The sequence below is a fragment of the Herbaspirillum sp. RTI4 genome (genome assembly GCF_034313965.1).
GTDB lineage: Bacteria > Pseudomonadota > Gammaproteobacteria > Burkholderiales > Burkholderiaceae_D > Herbaspirillum.
This window is the reverse complement of record NZ_JAVIWQ010000002.1, coordinates 2,457,929-2,475,496: the sequence shown is the minus strand read 5'-3', so window position 1 is coordinate 2,475,496 and position 17,568 is coordinate 2,457,929. Positions and strand designations below refer to the sequence as shown.

Here is a 17,568-nt window from a genome sequence, read left to right as displayed (position 1 = left end):
ACAGAATCAATGCCACTCAAGAATGACGTGTCTATCATCCATCCAGTGCACCTTGATCTGCGCGGGATTGACTTTGTGTCCCGCACAGGCACTCGCCGCCACAGAAAAAGGAGCCGCGTAATACCGGCCATTGGCTGAAGAACTCATTTGGGTATCCGGTGCATGGGCAGCAATCCAGGTCGCCAGGTTATTGCGTAAATAGATGGCGCAGGCGCTGCTGTCGCGTTCGCTGATTTCGCAACGACAAGAGTTGCCCGAAGTAACGATGGGAGGCGCCCCAAGAGCCGTATTAGCCTGATTTTGCGGAGAAGGCACCTGAACCCGCACCTGCACCGCCTCCCCGACACTCGCGGTTATCAGTAAGGCCAAACCGGTCGCACAAAATAATGCCTTCATGTCAGCCTCCCTCTCGTTTATCGCACAGCCAGACGCCACAAGGAGGTCACTTCCGCCGCACGCGCCGCATGCAGCGGGTCGCTGGCATCGGTCGCGCCAGGGTGACGCGGCCGGATGTCCTGCCGATGGACAACGTGCAAACCTGCCTGCGCAATCCACTGCGCCAACTGGTCGGCGCTGCGCAATCCCAGATGTTCGGCGAAGTCAGACAAAATCAGCCAACCCTCTCCCTGCGGTGTCAAATGTTCGGCCAGGCCGTTCAGGAAACCCTTGAGCATGCGGCTGTCGGGATCGTAAATCGCATGTTCGATGGCCGCGCTCGGTGTCGCCGGCAACCACGGCGGATTACAGACAATCAGCGGCGCGCGCCCGGGTGGAAACAAGTCGGCATCCACCACCTCTACCTGCGAGGCATAACCCAGACGACGCATATTGTCGCGGGCGCATTCCAGTGCGCGCGGATCGCTGTCGGTCGCCACAATGCGCGCCACACCGCGTTGCGCAAGAACCGCCGCCAGCACGCCGCTACCCGTACCGATATCAAACGCCAGCGTGCTGGCAGGCAATGGCGCTTGCGCCACCAGATCAATGTATTCGCCGCGCACCGGCGAGAAAACACCATAATGCGGATGGATACGCGCTTGCAGCACAGGAATTTGCACGCCCTTGACGCGCCACTCATGCCCGCCGATCACCCCCAGCAATTCGCGCAAAGACATGACAAAGGCCGGCGACTTCTTTCCGTAGGCTTCCATGCACGCCTGCTGCACATCGGGAGCGCGGCGCAAAGGAATCCCATAAGCGGAATCAAAAGGAATTAACAGCATGCCCAGCACACGCGCACGTTGCGCCCGCGCCTGCCGGTGCCGATGAAACAAGCGTGCAGGTGCTTCCGCCAAAGGAGCGACAGCGGTATCGACCGCTAATTTCGCCGCTGCCGTTTCGCGTTTTCCTGCCGTACGACCGCGACGCGAACCGGGACGCGGCAGCGCATCGCAACGCCTTGCCAGCGCCTGCAATAGCTGGCGCGCATTTTGAAAATCGCCTTGCCACAACAAGGCAGTGCCTTCGCAAGCAAGGCGATAGGCCAGATCCGCGCCGAGCGTATCATCAGCCAGCAGGACTTTGGCGGGTGGCGGCGAACCATTGGCAGATTGCCAGCAGGCAGTGTGCAGGACGTCGTTTTGAGTCCATTCGATGAGGCATTCTGAGTTCACGCTTTGATCCATTGGTAAAATTCGTTGCCCGACCCCAAAAATGGACGGTGGCGCATTGTAGCGCAGCGACTGAGCACTTATTTTCAGATATGAATGAAACAATCACGAAAGATATTATCCATAACATTTCCCACATTGACGCAAAGAAGTACTCACTGATCCTGAACCTGGCGCTGCTGGCCGTAGCGCTCGCTATCTTCGTCGGCATTGCACTGCATCTTGCGCCCGACTGCCCGCTGGCGCTGCAAGACATGGCGATTTCGCGCTGGGTGCAAAATCAGACATCGCCATCGATGACCGCCCTGATGCGGGGCATATCGGCGCTGCACGGCGCACTCGCGATAATCGGCCTGGCTATTTTGGTCGGTCTGCACATGTGGCACACCGATGCAAAGCGATGGATCGTTTTTCTGCTCGCAAGCGTGCCGCTTGGCTTCGTCCTCAATACGGGCCTGAAACATTTTTTCCACCGGGCGCGTCCGCAATTCGATTTGCCGCTGGTGACGCTGCATTCTTATAGTTTCCCTAGCGGACATACCTTTGGCAGCGCCGTCTTTTACGGCGTGCTGGCGCTATATCTTGTTCGCAACGAGCGACGCACCGGGGCGCACATCCTGATTTTCGGCGGGGCATTGTGTCTGACGGCGCTGGTGGCCGTCAGCCGGGTCTATCTTGGCGCGCATTACCTCAGCGATGTGCTGGCGGCATCGGCACTGGGAATTGCCTGGGTCAGTCTATGGTTCATGGTCATTTTCCATAGCGGATGGCGCACCACTGCGTTGAAACATGCCGGATAAGCAAAAAAACCGGCGGTGGATTCAAGCGATTGAACCCACCGCCCTCAAGTTCAGGCATTTTTCCACTCAGGCGAGCGTTTTTGCAGGAAGGCATTGACGCCCTCTTTCTGGTCTTGCGTATCGAACAGACCGACGAACAGATCGCGTTCCAGAGGCAAGCCTGCCGCCGATGGCTGATGACGGGCAGACTGAATCAGCGTTTTGCACACCGCCACACTGGAAGGGCTTTGCTTATCCACCTTCGCGGCCAGATCCAGCGCATGCTGGCGCGCAGTTCCTTTCGCCACAACTTGCTCGACCAGCCCGATACGCAGTGCCGTCTGCGCATCCACCCGTTCGCCGCATAAAATCATGCGCTTGGCCCAGCCCTCACCGACCAGCCGTGGCAGCAACTGCGTGCCGCCGGCACAGGGCAACAAACCAATACCGGCCTCGGGCAAGGCCATCTGCGACTGCTCTTCCACGATTCTGATATCGCAGGCCAGAGCGCATTCGAGTCCGCCGCCCATGGCATAACCGTTGATGGCGGCAATCGATACACCGCGAAACTGGCTCAGCGTTTCGAACGCCGCACCAAACAGTTCCGCCATATTGCGCGCCACCCCCTTGTCGCCATCGGCAAACAATTTCAATTCCGCCCCGGCGCTAAAGAATTTTTCGCCCTCACCGGTCACGACCAGACTATAAATAGTGCGATCAGCGTTCAGGTCCAGCACCAGTTGACGTAACGATGCCAGCGATTCGGCCGTCCAGGTATTGGCCGGCGGATTAGCCAGCGTCAGCACTGCGGTATGGCCCAGAATTTCCAGTTTCAGGTTGGTATAAGTACTCATCGCAAATCCTCTGTATTTTCATTAGCCAGCATGTGGCGGGCGACGATGACCCGCATGATTTCGTTGGTGCCTTCCAGAATCTGATGCACGCGCACGTCGCGGAAGTAACGCTCCAGCGGATATTCGCGGATATAGCCGTAACCGCCGTGGATTTGCAGCGCATCGTTGCAAATCTTGAAACCAAGATCGGTCGCGAAGCGCTTGGCCATAGCGCAATAAGCGGTGGCATTAGGCGCTTGCGCATCCAGCTTGCAGGCCGCCAGCCGCACCATCTGACGCGCCGCGACCAGTTCGGTCTGCATGTCGGCCAGTTTGAATTGCAACCCCTGAAAATCGGCCAGCGGCCGCTTGAACTGATGCCGCTGTTTCATATAAGCATGTGCCGCATTCAATGCCGCCTGTGCCGCGCCGACCGAGCAGGTGGCGATATTGATGCGCCCGCCATCCAGCCCTTTCATCGCAAACTTGAAGCCCTCCCCTTCATTGCCCAGCAAATGACTGGCAGGTACCTTGACGTTATCGAAGCTGATGGTGCGCGTGGGCTGACTATTCCAGCCCATTTTCACTTCCTTGCGCCCGTAAGTGATGCCTTCGGCATTGGCCGGCACGACCAGTGCCGAAATGCCTTTTGCGCCCTCGCCGCCAGTACGCGCCATCAGCACCAGCACATCGGTCGCACCCGCACCGGAGATGAACGCCTTGGTGCCATTGATAACATAGTGGCCATCGACCAGCTTGGCACTGGTTTTAAGCGAGGCGGCATCCGAACCCGCGCCCGGCTCGGTCAGACAGTAAGAACCAATTTTGCTGCCGCTGGCAAGAGCCGTACACCAGACCGATTTGACTTCGTCGGTGGCCCAGGAGGCGATCATCCAGCTCACCATGTTGTGAATCGTCAGAAACGCGGCCGTCGAAGGGCAAGCGCTGGCCAGCTCCTCAAAGACAATCGAGGCGTCCAGCCGCGACAAGCCCAGTCCGCCCACGGCTTCCGGCGTATACAGCCCGCAAAAACCGAGTCCGCCGGCTTTTGCGATGACTTCCACCGGGAAATACGCCTCCTCGTCCCAGCGGGCGGCATGCGGCGCCATTTCACCGGCGGCGAAGTCACGCGCACTTTGTTGAAAAGCCAATTGGTCTTCGTTCAGTTCAAAATCCATTACTGTCTCCATTGTTTTTTATGGGAACTCTCGGCCAGACCCGGTGCGCGTCATGGCGCAGGCCGGACTTGGTAAGGTGTTCTTGCTGAGGCAAGTTATGCCCAAGGCTAACCGATAATGCCGACCCGGGGTGTCGCCCTGACGACATTGCGCAGCACCGTCCTCAATCTACTTCAGCCAAATTCGGGCAAATTCAGGCAGCGACCGGCGCATGTGCAGGCAAGGATGCGCCAAGATAGCGATCCAGCAATTGCGTCTTTTGTTGTTCCGAGAGCGCAATCGCCGCGTCCTTCACATGACCGAAACCACGTATTTTTTCCGGCAAGCGGGCAATATCGACCGCCAGCGTCAGATTGTCGCGGCGCAAAGTCGGCAACAAGATCAGCAACGTGGCGCAGTAATCCTCTACCAAACGCCGTTCGACCTTGCGTTCTGCGCTGTGACCGAAGGGGTCGAACCAGCCGCCACGCAAGCCTTTCAGTTTTGCCAGCAGCCGGAATGCCCGGAACATCCAGGGGCCATATTGCGTTTTCAGCAGATGACCCTGCGCATCTTTTTTGGAGAACAAGGGCGGTGCCAGGTTGAAAGTCAGAGAAAAATCGCCCTCAAATTGCTGCTTGAGCTGCTCGATAAAACTGCCATCGGTGTACAGCCGCGCGACTTCATATTCGTCCTTGTACGCCATCAGCTTGGACAAATTCTGGGCGACGGCCTGCGTCAGCGTGCGGCTTTGCCCCAGTCCGGCTTCGGCGGCACGCACCCGTTCGACGACCTCGGTGTAGCGTTTGGCGTAGGCAGCATCCTGATAATCAGTCAGAAAAACGGTACGTTGCTGAATCAGTTGATCCAAGTTGGGGGGCATACGCAATACGACCGGTTGCTCCGGCACGGCGATTTTCTCGACACGCGCCAGATCGACGGCAGCGCGCCGACCCCACAGGAAGCTGGTTTTATTGGATTCCACCGCCACGCCATTCATTTCAATGGCACGCAGCAGCGCCGCTTCACTCAGAGGCACGGCTCCACGCTGCCAGGCATAGCCGAGCATGAACAGGTTGGCGGCAATCGAATCGCCCATCAGCGCCGTTGCCAGTCGGGTAGCGTCAATGAAATCGACCTCCCCATCCACCGCTTCAGTGATCAGCGTGCGAACTTGATCCAGCGGAAATTGCCAGTCCGGATTTTTCGCGAACTGACCCGGCGGTTGCTGGTGCAGGTTGACGACGGCGCGGGTGCGTCCAACCCGCATCTTGGAAATAGCATCGTGCGCACCGGCGGTCAGCATGTCGCAACCGAGAATCAGATCGGCTTCGCCAGTGGCGATACGTTGGGCGCGCAGCGCTTGTGAGGTGGCGGCGATGCGGACATGCGAGGTAACGGAACCATTTTTTTGCGACATGCCAGTCATATCCAGCACCGACGCACCCTTGCCTTCCAGATGCGCCGCCATACCGAGCAATGCGCCGACGGTAATGACGCCGGTGCCGCCAATGCCATTAATCAGGATATTGAAAGGAGTGGCGCAAGAAGGCAGCAAAGGCTGAGGCAAATTACTGAAATCGCCCAGATCGGCGCTGGTAAGGCGTGCGCCAGTTTTCGATTTCTTCAGTTTGCCGCCATTGACGGTGACGAAGCTAGGACAAAAACCTTTGACGCAGGAGTAATCCTTGTTACAGGAGGATTGATCGATGGTGCGCTTGCGGCCGAAGTCGGTTTCCAGCGGGAGGATGGAGGTGCAGTTCGATTGCACGCCGCAATCGCCGCAGCCTTCGCAGACGGCAGCATTAATCACCATCCGCTGTTGCGGGTCGGGATACTCGCCTTTTTTCCGCCGCCGCCGTTTTTCCGCCGCGCAGGTCTGATCGTAAATCAGCACGGAGACACCCGGCACTTCGCGCAACAGACGCTGTACGGCATCCATATCCTTGCGGTCGTGCAGCGTGGTGTTGGCCGGCAAATCGCTGCGGTCACGATAGCGTTCCAGATCTTCAGTCACCAGCGCGATACGCTCCACGCCTTCGGCTGCGACCTGACGTGCCATCATCGGCACCGAGATCATGCCGTCCACCGGCTGGCCACCGGTCATGGCGACCGCATCGTTGTACAGAATCTTGTAGGTAATATTGACGCCCGCCGCCAGCGCCGCCCGGATCGCCAGCGATCCCGAATGGAAATAGGTCCCGTCGCCCAGATTGGCAAAGACGTGCGGCACCTTGGAAAACGGGGCCTGCCCTATCCACGGCGCGCCCTCGCCGCCCATGTGGGTAGTGAGTTTGTTGAATTCAGGATAAATCGCCGTCGCCATGACGTGACAGCCGATACCGGCCAGCGCAAAGCTGCCTTCCGGCACCTTGGTCGAGGTATTGTGCGGACAGCCCGAGCAGTAGTAAGCCGGACGCGGTGGCGTAGCGACGGCTTTGTTCAGTACCGCATCTTTGGCGTCGAGAAACGCCAGTCGCGCTTTAATCAGATCACTGGTGTGAAAACGCGCAATCCGCGCCGCAATCACGCGGGCGATCTGAGCTACCGAGAAATCAGCCTTGGAGGTCAACAACCATTCGCCACGCGGGGCGACCCATTCGCCTTTTTCATCGAACTTGCCGATCACGCGCGGACGCACATCGTCGCGCCAGTTATAGAGCTGCTCCTTGAGCTGATATTCGACCATCTGGCGTTTTTCTTCGACCACCAGAATTTCATCCAGCCCCTGAGCGAATTCGCGCACACCTTCCGGTTCCAGCGGCCAGGGCATGGCAACCTTGAACAGCCGCAGGCCGATCTCGGCGGCGAAGGCTTCGTCGATCCCGAGTTCGCTCAGCGCTTCCAGCACATCCAGATACGACTTGCCGGAGGCGATAATGCCCAACCGCGCATTCGGGCTATCGATCATCACGCGGTTGAGATGATTAGCGCGGGCATAAGCGAGCGCCGCGTAAATCTTGTAATCCTGCATCAGCGCTTCCTGCTTGCGCGCTTGTACTCCCAGCGTTTCGGTGGACAAGCGGGCGTTCAGGCCGCCCGGCGGCATGACGAAATCGGTAGGGAGGGAAATTTTTACGCGGAACGGATCAGCATCGACCGAGGCACTCGATTCCACCGTATCGGCCAGCGCTTTGAAGCCGACTGTGCAGCCGGAGAAGCGCGACATGGCCCAGCCATGCAAACCGAGATCGAGATACTCCTGCACATTGCAAGGGTAGAGCATGGGGATCATCGAGGCGGAAAAAATATGGTCGGACTGATGCGGCAGCGTCGAGGAATACGCGCCGTGATCGTCGCCCGCCACCAGCAGCACACCGCCCAGTGCCGAAGTACCGGCGTGATTCATGTGTTTAAGCACATCGCCGCAGCGGTCCACGCCAGGCCCCTTGCCGTACCACATGGCGAATACGCCGTCGTATCTGGCAGGGCCGATCAGATCGACCTGCTGCGAGCCCCAGACCGCGGTGGCGGCCATGTCTTCATTGGTGCCGGGTTGGAATTTGACGCGGTGCGCTGCCAGATGCGGCTGCGCTTTCCACAAGGCTTCGTCGAGACCACCTAGCGGCGAGCCACGATAGCCGGAAATGAAACCTGCTGTATTCAGCCCGGCGGCCTGATCGCGCCATTGTTGCAGCATCGGCAAACGGACCAGCGCCTGAATGCCGGAGAGGAAAATAGTGCCGGAAGTGGCGGTGTATTTGTCATCCAGACCGACGACGGCCAAGGTCGGCTGTAGATCGGTAGCAATCGGATGAGAGGAAAGGACTGACGAGGTGGCTGACGACAGTCCTGCAGGCCGGTCGCCCGTTGCGGAGGCGGCTTGATGCGTCGCGCCGGCAACGGGGTTTCCTGCGGATTCGCTGGCTGAACGAACTTCCATGACATTCTCCAAAATCTTGATTCAGATAGCGCCTGTCATCACTGCATCCTGTAGGGTGCATCACTGGCAGGCAACGGGACCGTGGTGCGGTCTTCACAGCAGGTAGAGCGCGGTGTTTTGCGGTAACTCTGCTGTGACTGAAGTCTATAGTCCCTTGAGGCACGGGGGGAAATACCGATTCTGGATAGGGGTATAAGTTTAAATGATGGGGCAAGCCGGGATATGCCGCCAATGGCGGTATCTGTGGAGGAGGCACACAAAAAAACGCGCCGCATCTTCAAGGAGAGGCAGCGCGCAGGTCGAACGTCAATCAGTAACAATTTTTGCCATTGTGTCGCAAGCAGTGCAAGTGCGAGTGCAAATAAAAAATCAGGGTCAGGGCCAGAAACTCTGCCGTGCGCACACGGCTCATCAAGGCATTACCTCTACTGCTCCGAGATAAGGCACCTCACCCCTCCACTCACCCATGCGTCCCTACTTCGCTGCCTTACGCGCCTCGGCCAACCAACCGTCATAGACCGCCTTATGCGCAGCAATCCAGCCACTGGTGTGACGCTCTATGTCAGCAGCCTTGTTTTCCCCTTTGGTCATGCGCAGATTTTCCGCATTGATATCGGCATTCGGCAATTGCATGATGGAAAACAGCTTGGCCGCAGCCGGATTGGCATTTGCCCACTTCAGATTCGCCACAATATGCTGATTATTGAGTTGGAAGCCGTAGTTACTACCATCGGGCAAACGGGTATCCACCTTGTCGTTCGGCTTAGGCTGGGATGAAAACGGCACCTGCAAAAAGACCACATCACGTCCCGGCACCAACACGGCGCTCAGCCAGTATGGAGTCCAGGTGTAGTAGAGAATAGGATCGCCGTGCTTGAAGCGTGCCAGGGTATCCGCAATGATGGCCGAATAACTTCCCTGATTATGCGTCACGGTGGCGCGCAGCTTATAGGCGTCCAGCTGGTTCTCAATCACCCCTTCACATCCCCATCCGGGATTACAACCGGCAAGATCCGCTTTGCCATTGCCGTTGACATCAAACAGCTTGGCAATTTTAGGGTCTTTCAGTTGCGCGATATTGGTGATCTTGTACTTGTCGGCCGTTTTTTTATCGATCAGATAACCCTGCAGGGCATTCGATGAATAAATCCCTTTACGGTACATTTTGGCGTCACCGCCGGCATGATCGTAAAACTCATCATGCAAGGGCTGCCAGCTGGAAGCGAGGAAGGTAGCGTCGCCATTGGCGAGCGCCAGATAGGCCGTGGCATATTCGACCTCTTTGATTGGTTCAACCTCATAGCCCAGATCTTTTAAGGCATGCATCACCAGCAAAGTCTGAAACGTTTCTTCTGCGATAGAACTTTTGACTGGCGAAACCTTAATGCCTTTGCCCGGCATCGTATTGGCCGCCATCGCCGCGCCAGCGAACATGCCGGCGGCAAGCAACATGGCAGCGAGTTTCTTATTGGTATGCAATAAATTCATTTTATCTCCTGAAGTAACTGATTAATTTGGGGAACCTCTGATTAAGCGACTGCGCGACGCTTACTCAGAGCCTCTTTGCTTCAATTTCGTCGGCTCAATTTCGGATAGCGATTTAGGCGGTTTGTAGCTGACCGCTGTTATCTGCATCTTTATCTGTGGCGTTATCGGTTGAGGCGGGTTGCTGAGGCCTCGTCTGATCGTCGTGTTCAGCGCCCGGCGTGTTTTTCCGTTTGAATAACAGCGCCAGCAAGCGCACCAACAATCCTATCGGGCCGCGTTCCGTAAAGCGTACGGAATGCACGTCCTGCCGGATCAGCGCCTGCGTCATACGATCCAGCACAATCGCCAGAATCACAATACCCAGTCCACCCACCGTCGCCAGTCCCATATCGAGACGTCCGATACCGCGCAATACCATCTGTCCTAAACCACCCACGGCGATCATGGAAGCAATCACCACCATCGACAAGGACAGCATCAGCGTCTGATTGACGCCCGCCATGATGGTCGGCATCGCCAGCGGCAATTGCACTTTGGTCAGCATCTGCCAAGGTGTGGCACCGAAAGCGCGGGAGGCTTCGATCAGGTCAGGCCGCACCTGCCGGATACCGAGACTGGTCAATCGCACCAGCGGGGCCAGGGCGAACACAATCGTCACCACCACACCAGGTACATTGCCGATACCGAACAGCATCACGACCGGAACCAGATAGACGAAGGCTGGCGTGGTTTGCATGGCATCAAGCACAGGCCGCAGAAATTTTTCCAGCCGGTCAGAACGGGCCGCAAGAATACCTAGCGGCAAACCGATCACAAAACAAAACGCCACGGCGGTAATGACGAGCGCCAGGGTCGTCATCGCTTGCGACCAGACACCGAGAAAGCCAATGAGCAGCAGCGACACAACCGTTCCCAGTGCAAGTCGACGTCCGCTGACCTGCCAGGCGGCTAAGCCAAACAGCGCAATCATCAGCAGGGACGGTACCGATTGCAGGGTATGTTCAACGAAAGTCAGACTGCCATCGATAGGCAAGCGGACTTGCTGGAACACTTCACGGAAATTGGTCACGACCCAGTTCAAACCATGTTCGACCCAACGATCCAGCGGAAGTACCGCATTTTTGAAGGGATGCAGGATGTCGAAACTCGGGACAGGCACATCGCCCGGACTCGGCGCGGCACCCTGAAGCCAGTCGACCGGCGCGGCGGCATTTCCGGTTGGCGCTGGGGCGGACAAACTGCCCCAGGGATTGGCTGCAGCGGCTGCCGCATCGGGTGGTGGGGTGGCCGCCGCCTGCACTGCGCTAGCGTCTACGGGTGTTTCAGGACGAGCCAAAGCCGCCCAAGGATTGCTTGAGTTAGTACTCATTTTTTATTTCCCCTGCAAATTAAATCAATGCCGCGTCTAAGCCCGAGCGAAAAGCTCGGGTAACGGGAAAATGATCAGGCTGCCTCGTCGGCAGACTCATGTGTTTGCTGATGCAAAAATTCCAGCAGATTGTTGCGTGTGACGGACCCGCGATAACGGCCGTTACGATCGACTACGGGCAAGCCGTAAGGATATTGCGCCAGTGGCGCATAGAGATTGTTAATCGGCGTGTCGTCCGATATGGTGATTAAATCCGGTAGATACGCATCGCGCAGAAATGGTTGTTGCAGCGTTTTTGCTGCGTGTTTCAGGGAATCTTTAGAAACAACGCCCAGCAGACGCTGATCCGGACTGACGACATAGCCGTATTCCCGATCGTACTGACGCAAACGTTCCAGCGCGCTGTGTACACCCATGCCGACGTGATCAATGATATTGACCTGCGTTTTACGGGCAATATCGGCAGCCGACAATACCGTGGTTGCATCGACGCCATTGAAAAAGGAACGGACGTAATCGTTGGCAGGATTGCGCAAAATTTCTTCTGCGGTACCGACCTGCACCACATTGCCCCCTTGCATGATGGCAATGCGATTGCCGATGCGGATCGCTTCATCCAGATCATGCGAAATGAAAATGATGGTCCGTTTTTCAGTCGCTTGCAGCTTCACCAGTTCGTCCTGCATTTCAGCGCGGATCAAGGGATCAAGCGCAGAAAATGCCTCATCCATCAGCAGTATTTGCGGATTGGTCGCCAAAGCGCGTGCCAGACCGACCCGCTGCTGCATGCCGCCCGAAAGAGCATCGGGGAAACTGTCGGCCCGTGCCGACAGGCCGACTTTTTCCAGAGCGATCATGGAAGCGTCCCGCTGCGCTTGCTTGCTGGCTCCGGACAGGGCCAAACCGAATCCGACATTTTCCAGCACGGTCAGATGTGGCATCAGGGCAAAAGATTGAAAGACCATGCTCATTTCGTTGCGACGCACTTCGCGCAACTGTTTTTTCGGTAGTTTGCTGATATCACGACCGTTAATCCAGACTTCGCCGGAAGTCGGCTCGATCAGACGGTTAAGCAAACGCACCAGGGTAGATTTTCCCGATCCGGACAAACCCATGATCACAAAAATCTCACCTTCAGCGACGCTGAAACTGGCATCGATGACGCCAAGGGTATTGCCGGTTTTGGCGAAAATTTCATCCTTGCTGAGGTTTTCGCGGACCAGTTGCATGGCCTGTTCGGGCTTGTCGCCGAAGATTTTGTATAAGTTTTTTACGACTAATTTTTCAGAAATCATTAGTTTGGAACCTCCTTAATGATTTTGGAAATGATGGAGACGGTAATGGCATCTGTTGGCGAATGCCAGCTATGCATTGAGCTATACATTGCCCTCTCAGCGCGACACGCAGTGAAAAAACACCTTGTAAATCAATGATTTCGACAATGGTGCGCTACGGTCTGTAATTAAAATAGCACGCTAAATTGCACAAAGCAAAGCACGCGCCAGCTTTATGAAGAGCTTGGGGAACTTATTTGAGGGGTACTTTTTACGCCGCAGAAATCCGCGAAAAAAACCGTTTCAGTAGGAAGATGACGCTGAAATTGCCGTTTTAATTCCCACTTAAACATCATTGAATATTGAGGAAAAAGACCCCTCAAAAAAAATGTAAGTATTTATTTTCGGACACCCTTTTTAGCCAAAAAAACGGAAATAGCACCAAATGAACGCACGTTAAATGCTGTTTTCATGGAATTTACGCAAAAGATCGCTGGTAGCGCAAGCAATGGGGCAAGGTGATACGACAAAGCCAGAGCAACACCAGATCAACGCCAGCGATATGCCAGCGGCCTTTTGCGTCAGTTCTTTTTAAGTCATCCTCTGAAAAATAACCTGATTCGCAATCTCAAACCGCTCGCGCCAGCGTTTGCGTATGCGCCCATGCGCCGGTTTGAGTAAGGCTGTCGGTTACCTCCAGCACCAGCCTGGAGACCGCGGCGGCGGCCGTAGTAAGAGGAATGTTTTTCGACGCGCACAACACCAGCGTGCGCGTCAGACGCGCATCACTGATCGGCGTGGCGATCATGTTGCCGCGCTCAATTTCCGACAGCAAAGGTGCCACCGGCAGAATAGTCGCGCCCAGATCGGCCAGAATGGCCGATTTCATGATGGTCACTGAATTGATCTCAATCACATTTTCCAGCGCCATCCCTGCGCCGCGCACCACATCCTCGATCCGGGGACGCACGCCATGCTGCAAGCCAGGAAGGATCAGTGGCGCGCGCAAGGCCTTGGCCAATGTCACCGATTTGGCACGACCGATGCCGTATTGAGAGTCGGCGCGGGTGATGTACATCATTTCCTCCTCCACCATCGGCGTGCAGGAAAAGGCCCCGAGCTGCCCGTCGTCAAACAGAATCGCCAGATTGATGCGGCCCGAGCGCAATTGCACGATCAGATTACCGGTCAGTTCCTCGGTCAATTGCAAGGCGATATCGGGATAACTGGCGCGGATCGCGGTCAGCATAGGCAAGGCCAGCGCGCCAGACACGCTTTGCGGAATGCCGAGTGCCACCGTGCCGGAGGGTTTGTCCGTGGTCTGACTGACGGCAGAACGGGCGTCCGTCACCTGCTTCAGAATGGCTTGTGCATGTTCATAGAAAATCTTGCCGGCATCAGTCGCAATCACCCCCTGCGCCGAGCGATGCAGTAATTGCGCCGCCAGTTCTTCTTCCAGCTGCCGCACCTGCTGCGTCAGTGCCGGCTGAGCGATATGCAGCACCCGCGCTGCGCGCGAGAGGGAGCCGTGATCGACGATGGCAACGAAATACCGCAATTGACGCAATTCCATAGCTGTCCGCTTTTTAATGAATTTCTTTGTTGAATGTATTTGCTGAATGTATTTGCTGAATACGTTTGCCGAATACGTTTGCCGAATACATTTGTTAAATTTATTTACAAGATGCCCTGCCCCGGCACGCCATCCTCTCGCCCCTTAGCGACAATTCATAGTCCCGGACGGCTGTTGAACATCCGTGTCCGCGCATTTTCCAGGTGTCCGCGCATGGCCCGGCGCGCGCCTTCCGCATCCTGAATTTTAATCAGCTGAAACAGATTGCGATGCTCGTCGATCGCATCCTGAGTGCGCTCCCACGGCTGAATATGCACCAGATGCCGCAGCAGATTCACGGCATGACTGATGTCGTATTCCAGACTTTTCATGACCTGCACCAAACGCGCATTGGCAGTAGCTGCGGCAATAGCCTCGTGAAATCCGAAATCGAAATGGTGGGCAATACCACCGCTGGCATTGGCCTCTTCGAAACCGCAGAGCATCCTGTCCATCGTCTCCAGATCGGAGGTGCGGCGACGCAAGGCCGCCATGAACGCGCATTCCGGCTCCATCACCAGCCGCAATTCGAGACCATTGAGAATGTGGCCGATGCGCTGCGCCGGCTCCCCGGATGCTTGTTCGTTACCAGCGGCTTGTTTCACATAGGTGCCGGAACCACGAATCGACTCCACCATCTTGTCTTCGCGCAAGCGATCCAGCGCCTGCCGCACAATGGGACGCGAGACATCGAACAGCGCCGCCAGATCGTTTTCCGATGGCAGACGGCTGCCGACCGCGATCTTGCCTTCAACGATGGCGTGAAAAAGATGCTCATACACCCGTTCGGCAAAACGATCGGTGCGGATAGGCCCCATTCCCGATGCGCTCAACGCCAGTATTTCCGGCGACAGAGCGGCTTTCGCCTCGCGCGCTGAGTCATCAGGCTTAGGTATTCCGCCGGTGACGGTTAATCGTGTTTTGGCCATGCTGAGGACTTCCTTTGGGATGATGCTGCTTGTAAGGCTTGGTGCAACTTGGTGCCGCTTGGTGCCTACCTTGTACTGCCCCATGCTGGTTTCTGCTCCACATACTAAATGACAATCCCCCAATAACCAAACAACTCGAAGCAAAGTAGTAAGTTTTGTTGACATGTTTTGCTTGCTGAATTAGTTTACTGAAAACAATGAGCAAAGACTGACGCAAAAAGCCGCTGGCTTTTGCGTCAGTCCTATAAATAAAAACCAAGGAGATTTATGAGCAGCCCAAGCACCAGACAGCATTTCATCGACAACCGCTGGCAAGCATCCAGCTCCGGCGACAGCATTCCCGTCATCGACCCGTCCACCGGCGAAATTTTCGACCATATCGCACGCGGCAACGGCGAAGATATCGAACGCGCAGTGCAAGCGGCACGACGCGCGTTCGATGGCCCGTGGGGTCGCCTCAGCGCAGCAGAACGCAGCCGACTCATGTTCAAACTCTCGCTCAAGCTGCAAGACCATCACGAAGAACTGGCGCAACTGGAAGCCCGCGATTGCGGCAAACCGCTCAAGCAGGCACGCGGTGATGCCACGGCCATTGCCCGTTATTTCGAGTTTTACGCAGGTGCCGCCGATAAATTGCATGGCGATACCATCCCCTACCAGAGCGGTTACACCGTCCTGACCCTGCGTGAACCGCACGGCGTGACCGCGCATATCGTCCCTTGGAATTATCCGATGCAAATTTTTGGCCGCTGCGTCGGCGGCGCGCTTGCGGCGGGAAATACCTGCGTGGTGAAGCCTGCTGAAGACGCTTGCCTCTCTCTATTGCGCGTAGCGGAACTGGCGGCCGAAGTGGGTTTCCCTGCCGGGGCGATCAATATCGTCACCGGCTATGGTCACGAAGTGGGCGATCTGCTGGTGAAGCACCCGGACATCGACCATGTGTCCTTCACCGGTTCGCCCAATGTGGGCAAGATGGTGGTGCGCGCCGCGGCCGAACATCACACGCCGGTGACGCTGGAACTGGGCGGGAAATCGCCGCAAATCGTGTTTGCCGATGCCGATCTCGATGCCATGCTGCCAGTCGTTGTCAATGCCATCATCCAGAACGCCGGACAAACCTGCTCCGCAGGCAGCCGCTTGCTGGTGCAGCGCTCCATCTATGAACAAGTGATGGAAAGAGCTGGCGCGGCGTTCAATCAACTGCAAGTCGGTTCATCGCAGATGGATCTGGACTGTGGCCCGCTGATCCGTCAGAGCCAGTTGCAGCGCGTCGCCGCTTTTCTGGAGGAAGCTGCGGCCGACAAGATTACCGTCGCCGGTCGTGGCCGCATCCATCCTGATGCACCCAAGGGCGGCTTCTATCAGGCACCGACCTTATTGCGCGATGTGCCGCCGCAACATCGGCTGGCGCAGGAAGAGGTGTTCGGCCCGGTGCTGGCAGCCATGCCTTTCGATGATGAAGCCGATGCCATCCGCATTGCCAACGGTACCGACTTCGGTCTGGTCGCCAGCGTCTGGACGCGCGACGGCGGTCGTCAACTCAGATTGGCGCGGGCGATGCGCTGCGGCCAGGTCTTCGTCAACAACTATGGCGCAGGCGGCGGCGTGGAATTGCCTTTCGGCGGTGTCAAGGCCAGCGGTCACGGGCGCGAAAAAGGCTTTGAGGCGCTGTACGGTTTTACGGTGCTCAAGACTATCGCCATCAAACACGACTGAACCTCCGTCTTTACTAAAACGACAATTAACGAACTCCTGCCCGGCACTATCTCTGCTGCCGGGCAAACACATCAAGGAATAACATCATGCGTTTAGAAAATAAAATTGCCATCGTCACCGGCGCAGGATCAGGCTTCGGCGAAGCCATCGCCAAAACCTACGCACGCGAAGGCGCTCGCGTCATGCTGGCCGATATCGGCATCGTCGGCGGTCTGCGCGTCACGGAAGAAATCCGGCAAGCTGGCGGTGACGCCCGCTTTGTTCAAACCGATGTCTCCAAAAATGCTGATGTCGCCGCCCTGCTGGCCGCGACGCTGGATGCTTTCGGCGGAGTCGACATCGTGGTTAATAATGCGGGCACGACGCATCGCAATCGGCCCATGCTGGAAATCGAGGAAGAAGAATTTGAACGCATTTACGCCGTCAACGTAAAAAGTATTTTCCTCACCGCCAAGCATTTTGTGCCGCAGTTCCGCAAGCAAGGCGGCGGCGTGTTCATCAATATCGCCTCTACCGCAGGCATCCGCCCGCGCCCGGGTCTGACCTGGTACAACGGCAGCAAAGGGGCGGTAATCATTACCAGCAAGTCGATGGCGGCGGAGCTGGGACCGGATAATATCCGCGTCAATTGCGTCAATCCGGTGATCTCCGCAACGGGTCTGTTGAGCGAATTCATGGGCGTACCGGACACCCCGGAAAACCGTCAGAAATTCACTGCCAGCATTCCCTTGGGTCGCTTCTCTACACCGAGCGATATCGCCAACGCTTGCTTGTATCTTGGTTCGGATGAAGCGGCATTTATCAGTGGAGCCTGCCTTGAGGTGGACGGCGGTCGTTGCGTTTAAACAGCTTTATTAAGCGGCTTCATTGAGCTGCTTTATTAAGCGGCTTCATTGAGCGGCTTTATTAAGCGGCTTC

The 17,568-nt window shown here is 56.7% G+C and carries 13 protein-coding genes; 3 read left to right on the top strand and 10 right to left on the bottom strand.

The features are described 5' to 3' along the window. Nucleotides 1–6: 6 nt before the first annotated feature. Together RGU70_RS11075 and RGU70_RS11070 are read right to left on the bottom strand one after the other, a co-directional pair. Nucleotides 7–396, bottom strand: a complete 390-nt coding sequence (locus RGU70_RS11075; protein WP_322209452.1) for a hypothetical protein — start codon at nucleotides 394–396, stop codon at nucleotides 7–9. A gap of 17 nt (nucleotides 397–413) precedes the next feature. Further along, a complete protein-coding gene (locus tag RGU70_RS11070; RefSeq protein ID WP_322209451.1) occupies nucleotides 414–1,613 on the bottom strand; it encodes a class I SAM-dependent methyltransferase in 1,200 nt (399 codons plus the stop codon). 89 nt (nucleotides 1,614–1,702) lie between these two features. Between RGU70_RS11070 and RGU70_RS11065 the strand changes: the two genes are divergently transcribed. Next, nucleotides 1,703–2,410 carry a phosphatase PAP2 family protein gene (locus tag RGU70_RS11065; protein WP_322209449.1) on the top strand — a complete coding sequence of 236 codons (708 nt, stop codon included), beginning with the start codon at nucleotides 1,703–1,705 and terminating at the stop codon, nucleotides 2,408–2,410. A 50-nt stretch (nucleotides 2,411–2,460) separates the two neighbouring features. Here RGU70_RS11065 and RGU70_RS11060 read toward each other — a convergent pair whose 3' ends face one another. The 8 genes from RGU70_RS11060 to RGU70_RS11025 form a co-directional block, all read right to left on the bottom strand. Further along, nucleotides 2,461–3,243, bottom strand: coding sequence for an enoyl-CoA hydratase (locus tag RGU70_RS11060; RefSeq protein WP_322209447.1), 783 nt, complete (start codon nucleotides 3,241–3,243; stop codon nucleotides 2,461–2,463). Beyond that, complete coding sequence (locus RGU70_RS11055) at nucleotides 3,240–4,400, bottom strand: acyl-CoA dehydrogenase family protein (protein WP_322209446.1); 1,161 nt, start codon at nucleotides 4,398–4,400, stop codon at nucleotides 3,240–3,242. The genes RGU70_RS11060 and RGU70_RS11055 overlap by 4 nt, the downstream gene beginning before the upstream one ends. Before the next feature lie 193 nt (nucleotides 4,401–4,593). Beyond that, complete coding sequence (locus RGU70_RS11050) at nucleotides 4,594–8,262, bottom strand: indolepyruvate ferredoxin oxidoreductase family protein (protein ID WP_322209444.1); 3,669 nt, start codon at nucleotides 8,260–8,262, stop codon at nucleotides 4,594–4,596. Between the two features lie 474 nt (nucleotides 8,263–8,736). Beyond that, nucleotides 8,737–9,714: a glycine betaine/L-proline ABC transporter substrate-binding protein ProX gene (gene proX / locus RGU70_RS11045; RefSeq protein WP_322210778.1), complete on the bottom strand. Its 978-nt coding sequence runs from the start codon at nucleotides 9,712–9,714 to the stop codon at nucleotides 8,737–8,739. Between the two features lie 148 nt (nucleotides 9,715–9,862). After that, the gene (gene proW, locus RGU70_RS11040) at nucleotides 9,863–11,119 is read right to left on the bottom strand and encodes a glycine betaine/L-proline ABC transporter permease ProW (RefSeq protein ID WP_322209443.1); all 1,257 of its coding nucleotides are present in this window, start codon (nucleotides 11,117–11,119) and stop codon (nucleotides 9,863–9,865) included. A gap of 74 nt (nucleotides 11,120–11,193) precedes the next feature. Then, nucleotides 11,194–12,414, bottom strand: coding sequence for a glycine betaine/L-proline ABC transporter ATP-binding protein ProV (gene proV, locus RGU70_RS11035; protein ID WP_322209441.1), 1,221 nt, complete (start codon nucleotides 12,412–12,414; stop codon nucleotides 11,194–11,196). Nucleotides 12,415–13,021: 607 nt separating this feature from the next. Further along, nucleotides 13,022–13,966, bottom strand: a complete 945-nt coding sequence (locus RGU70_RS11030; RefSeq protein ID WP_322209439.1) for a LysR substrate-binding domain-containing protein — start codon at nucleotides 13,964–13,966, stop codon at nucleotides 13,022–13,024. Between the two features lie 155 nt (nucleotides 13,967–14,121). After that, entirely contained in the window at nucleotides 14,122–14,934 is an 813-nt protein-coding gene (locus RGU70_RS11025) for a FadR/GntR family transcriptional regulator (protein WP_322209437.1), read from the bottom strand. A 267-nt stretch (nucleotides 14,935–15,201) separates the two neighbouring features. On the opposite strand from RGU70_RS11025, the gene RGU70_RS11020 reads away from it, so the two are divergent. Further along, nucleotides 15,202–16,650: an aldehyde dehydrogenase family protein gene (locus RGU70_RS11020; RefSeq protein WP_322209436.1), complete on the top strand. Its 1,449-nt coding sequence runs from the start codon at nucleotides 15,202–15,204 to the stop codon at nucleotides 16,648–16,650. An 86-nt stretch (nucleotides 16,651–16,736) separates the two neighbouring features. Continuing rightward, complete coding sequence (locus RGU70_RS11015) at nucleotides 16,737–17,495, top strand: glucose 1-dehydrogenase (protein ID WP_322209435.1); 759 nt, start codon at nucleotides 16,737–16,739, stop codon at nucleotides 17,493–17,495. The last annotated feature ends 73 nt before the right edge of the window (nucleotides 17,496–17,568 follow it).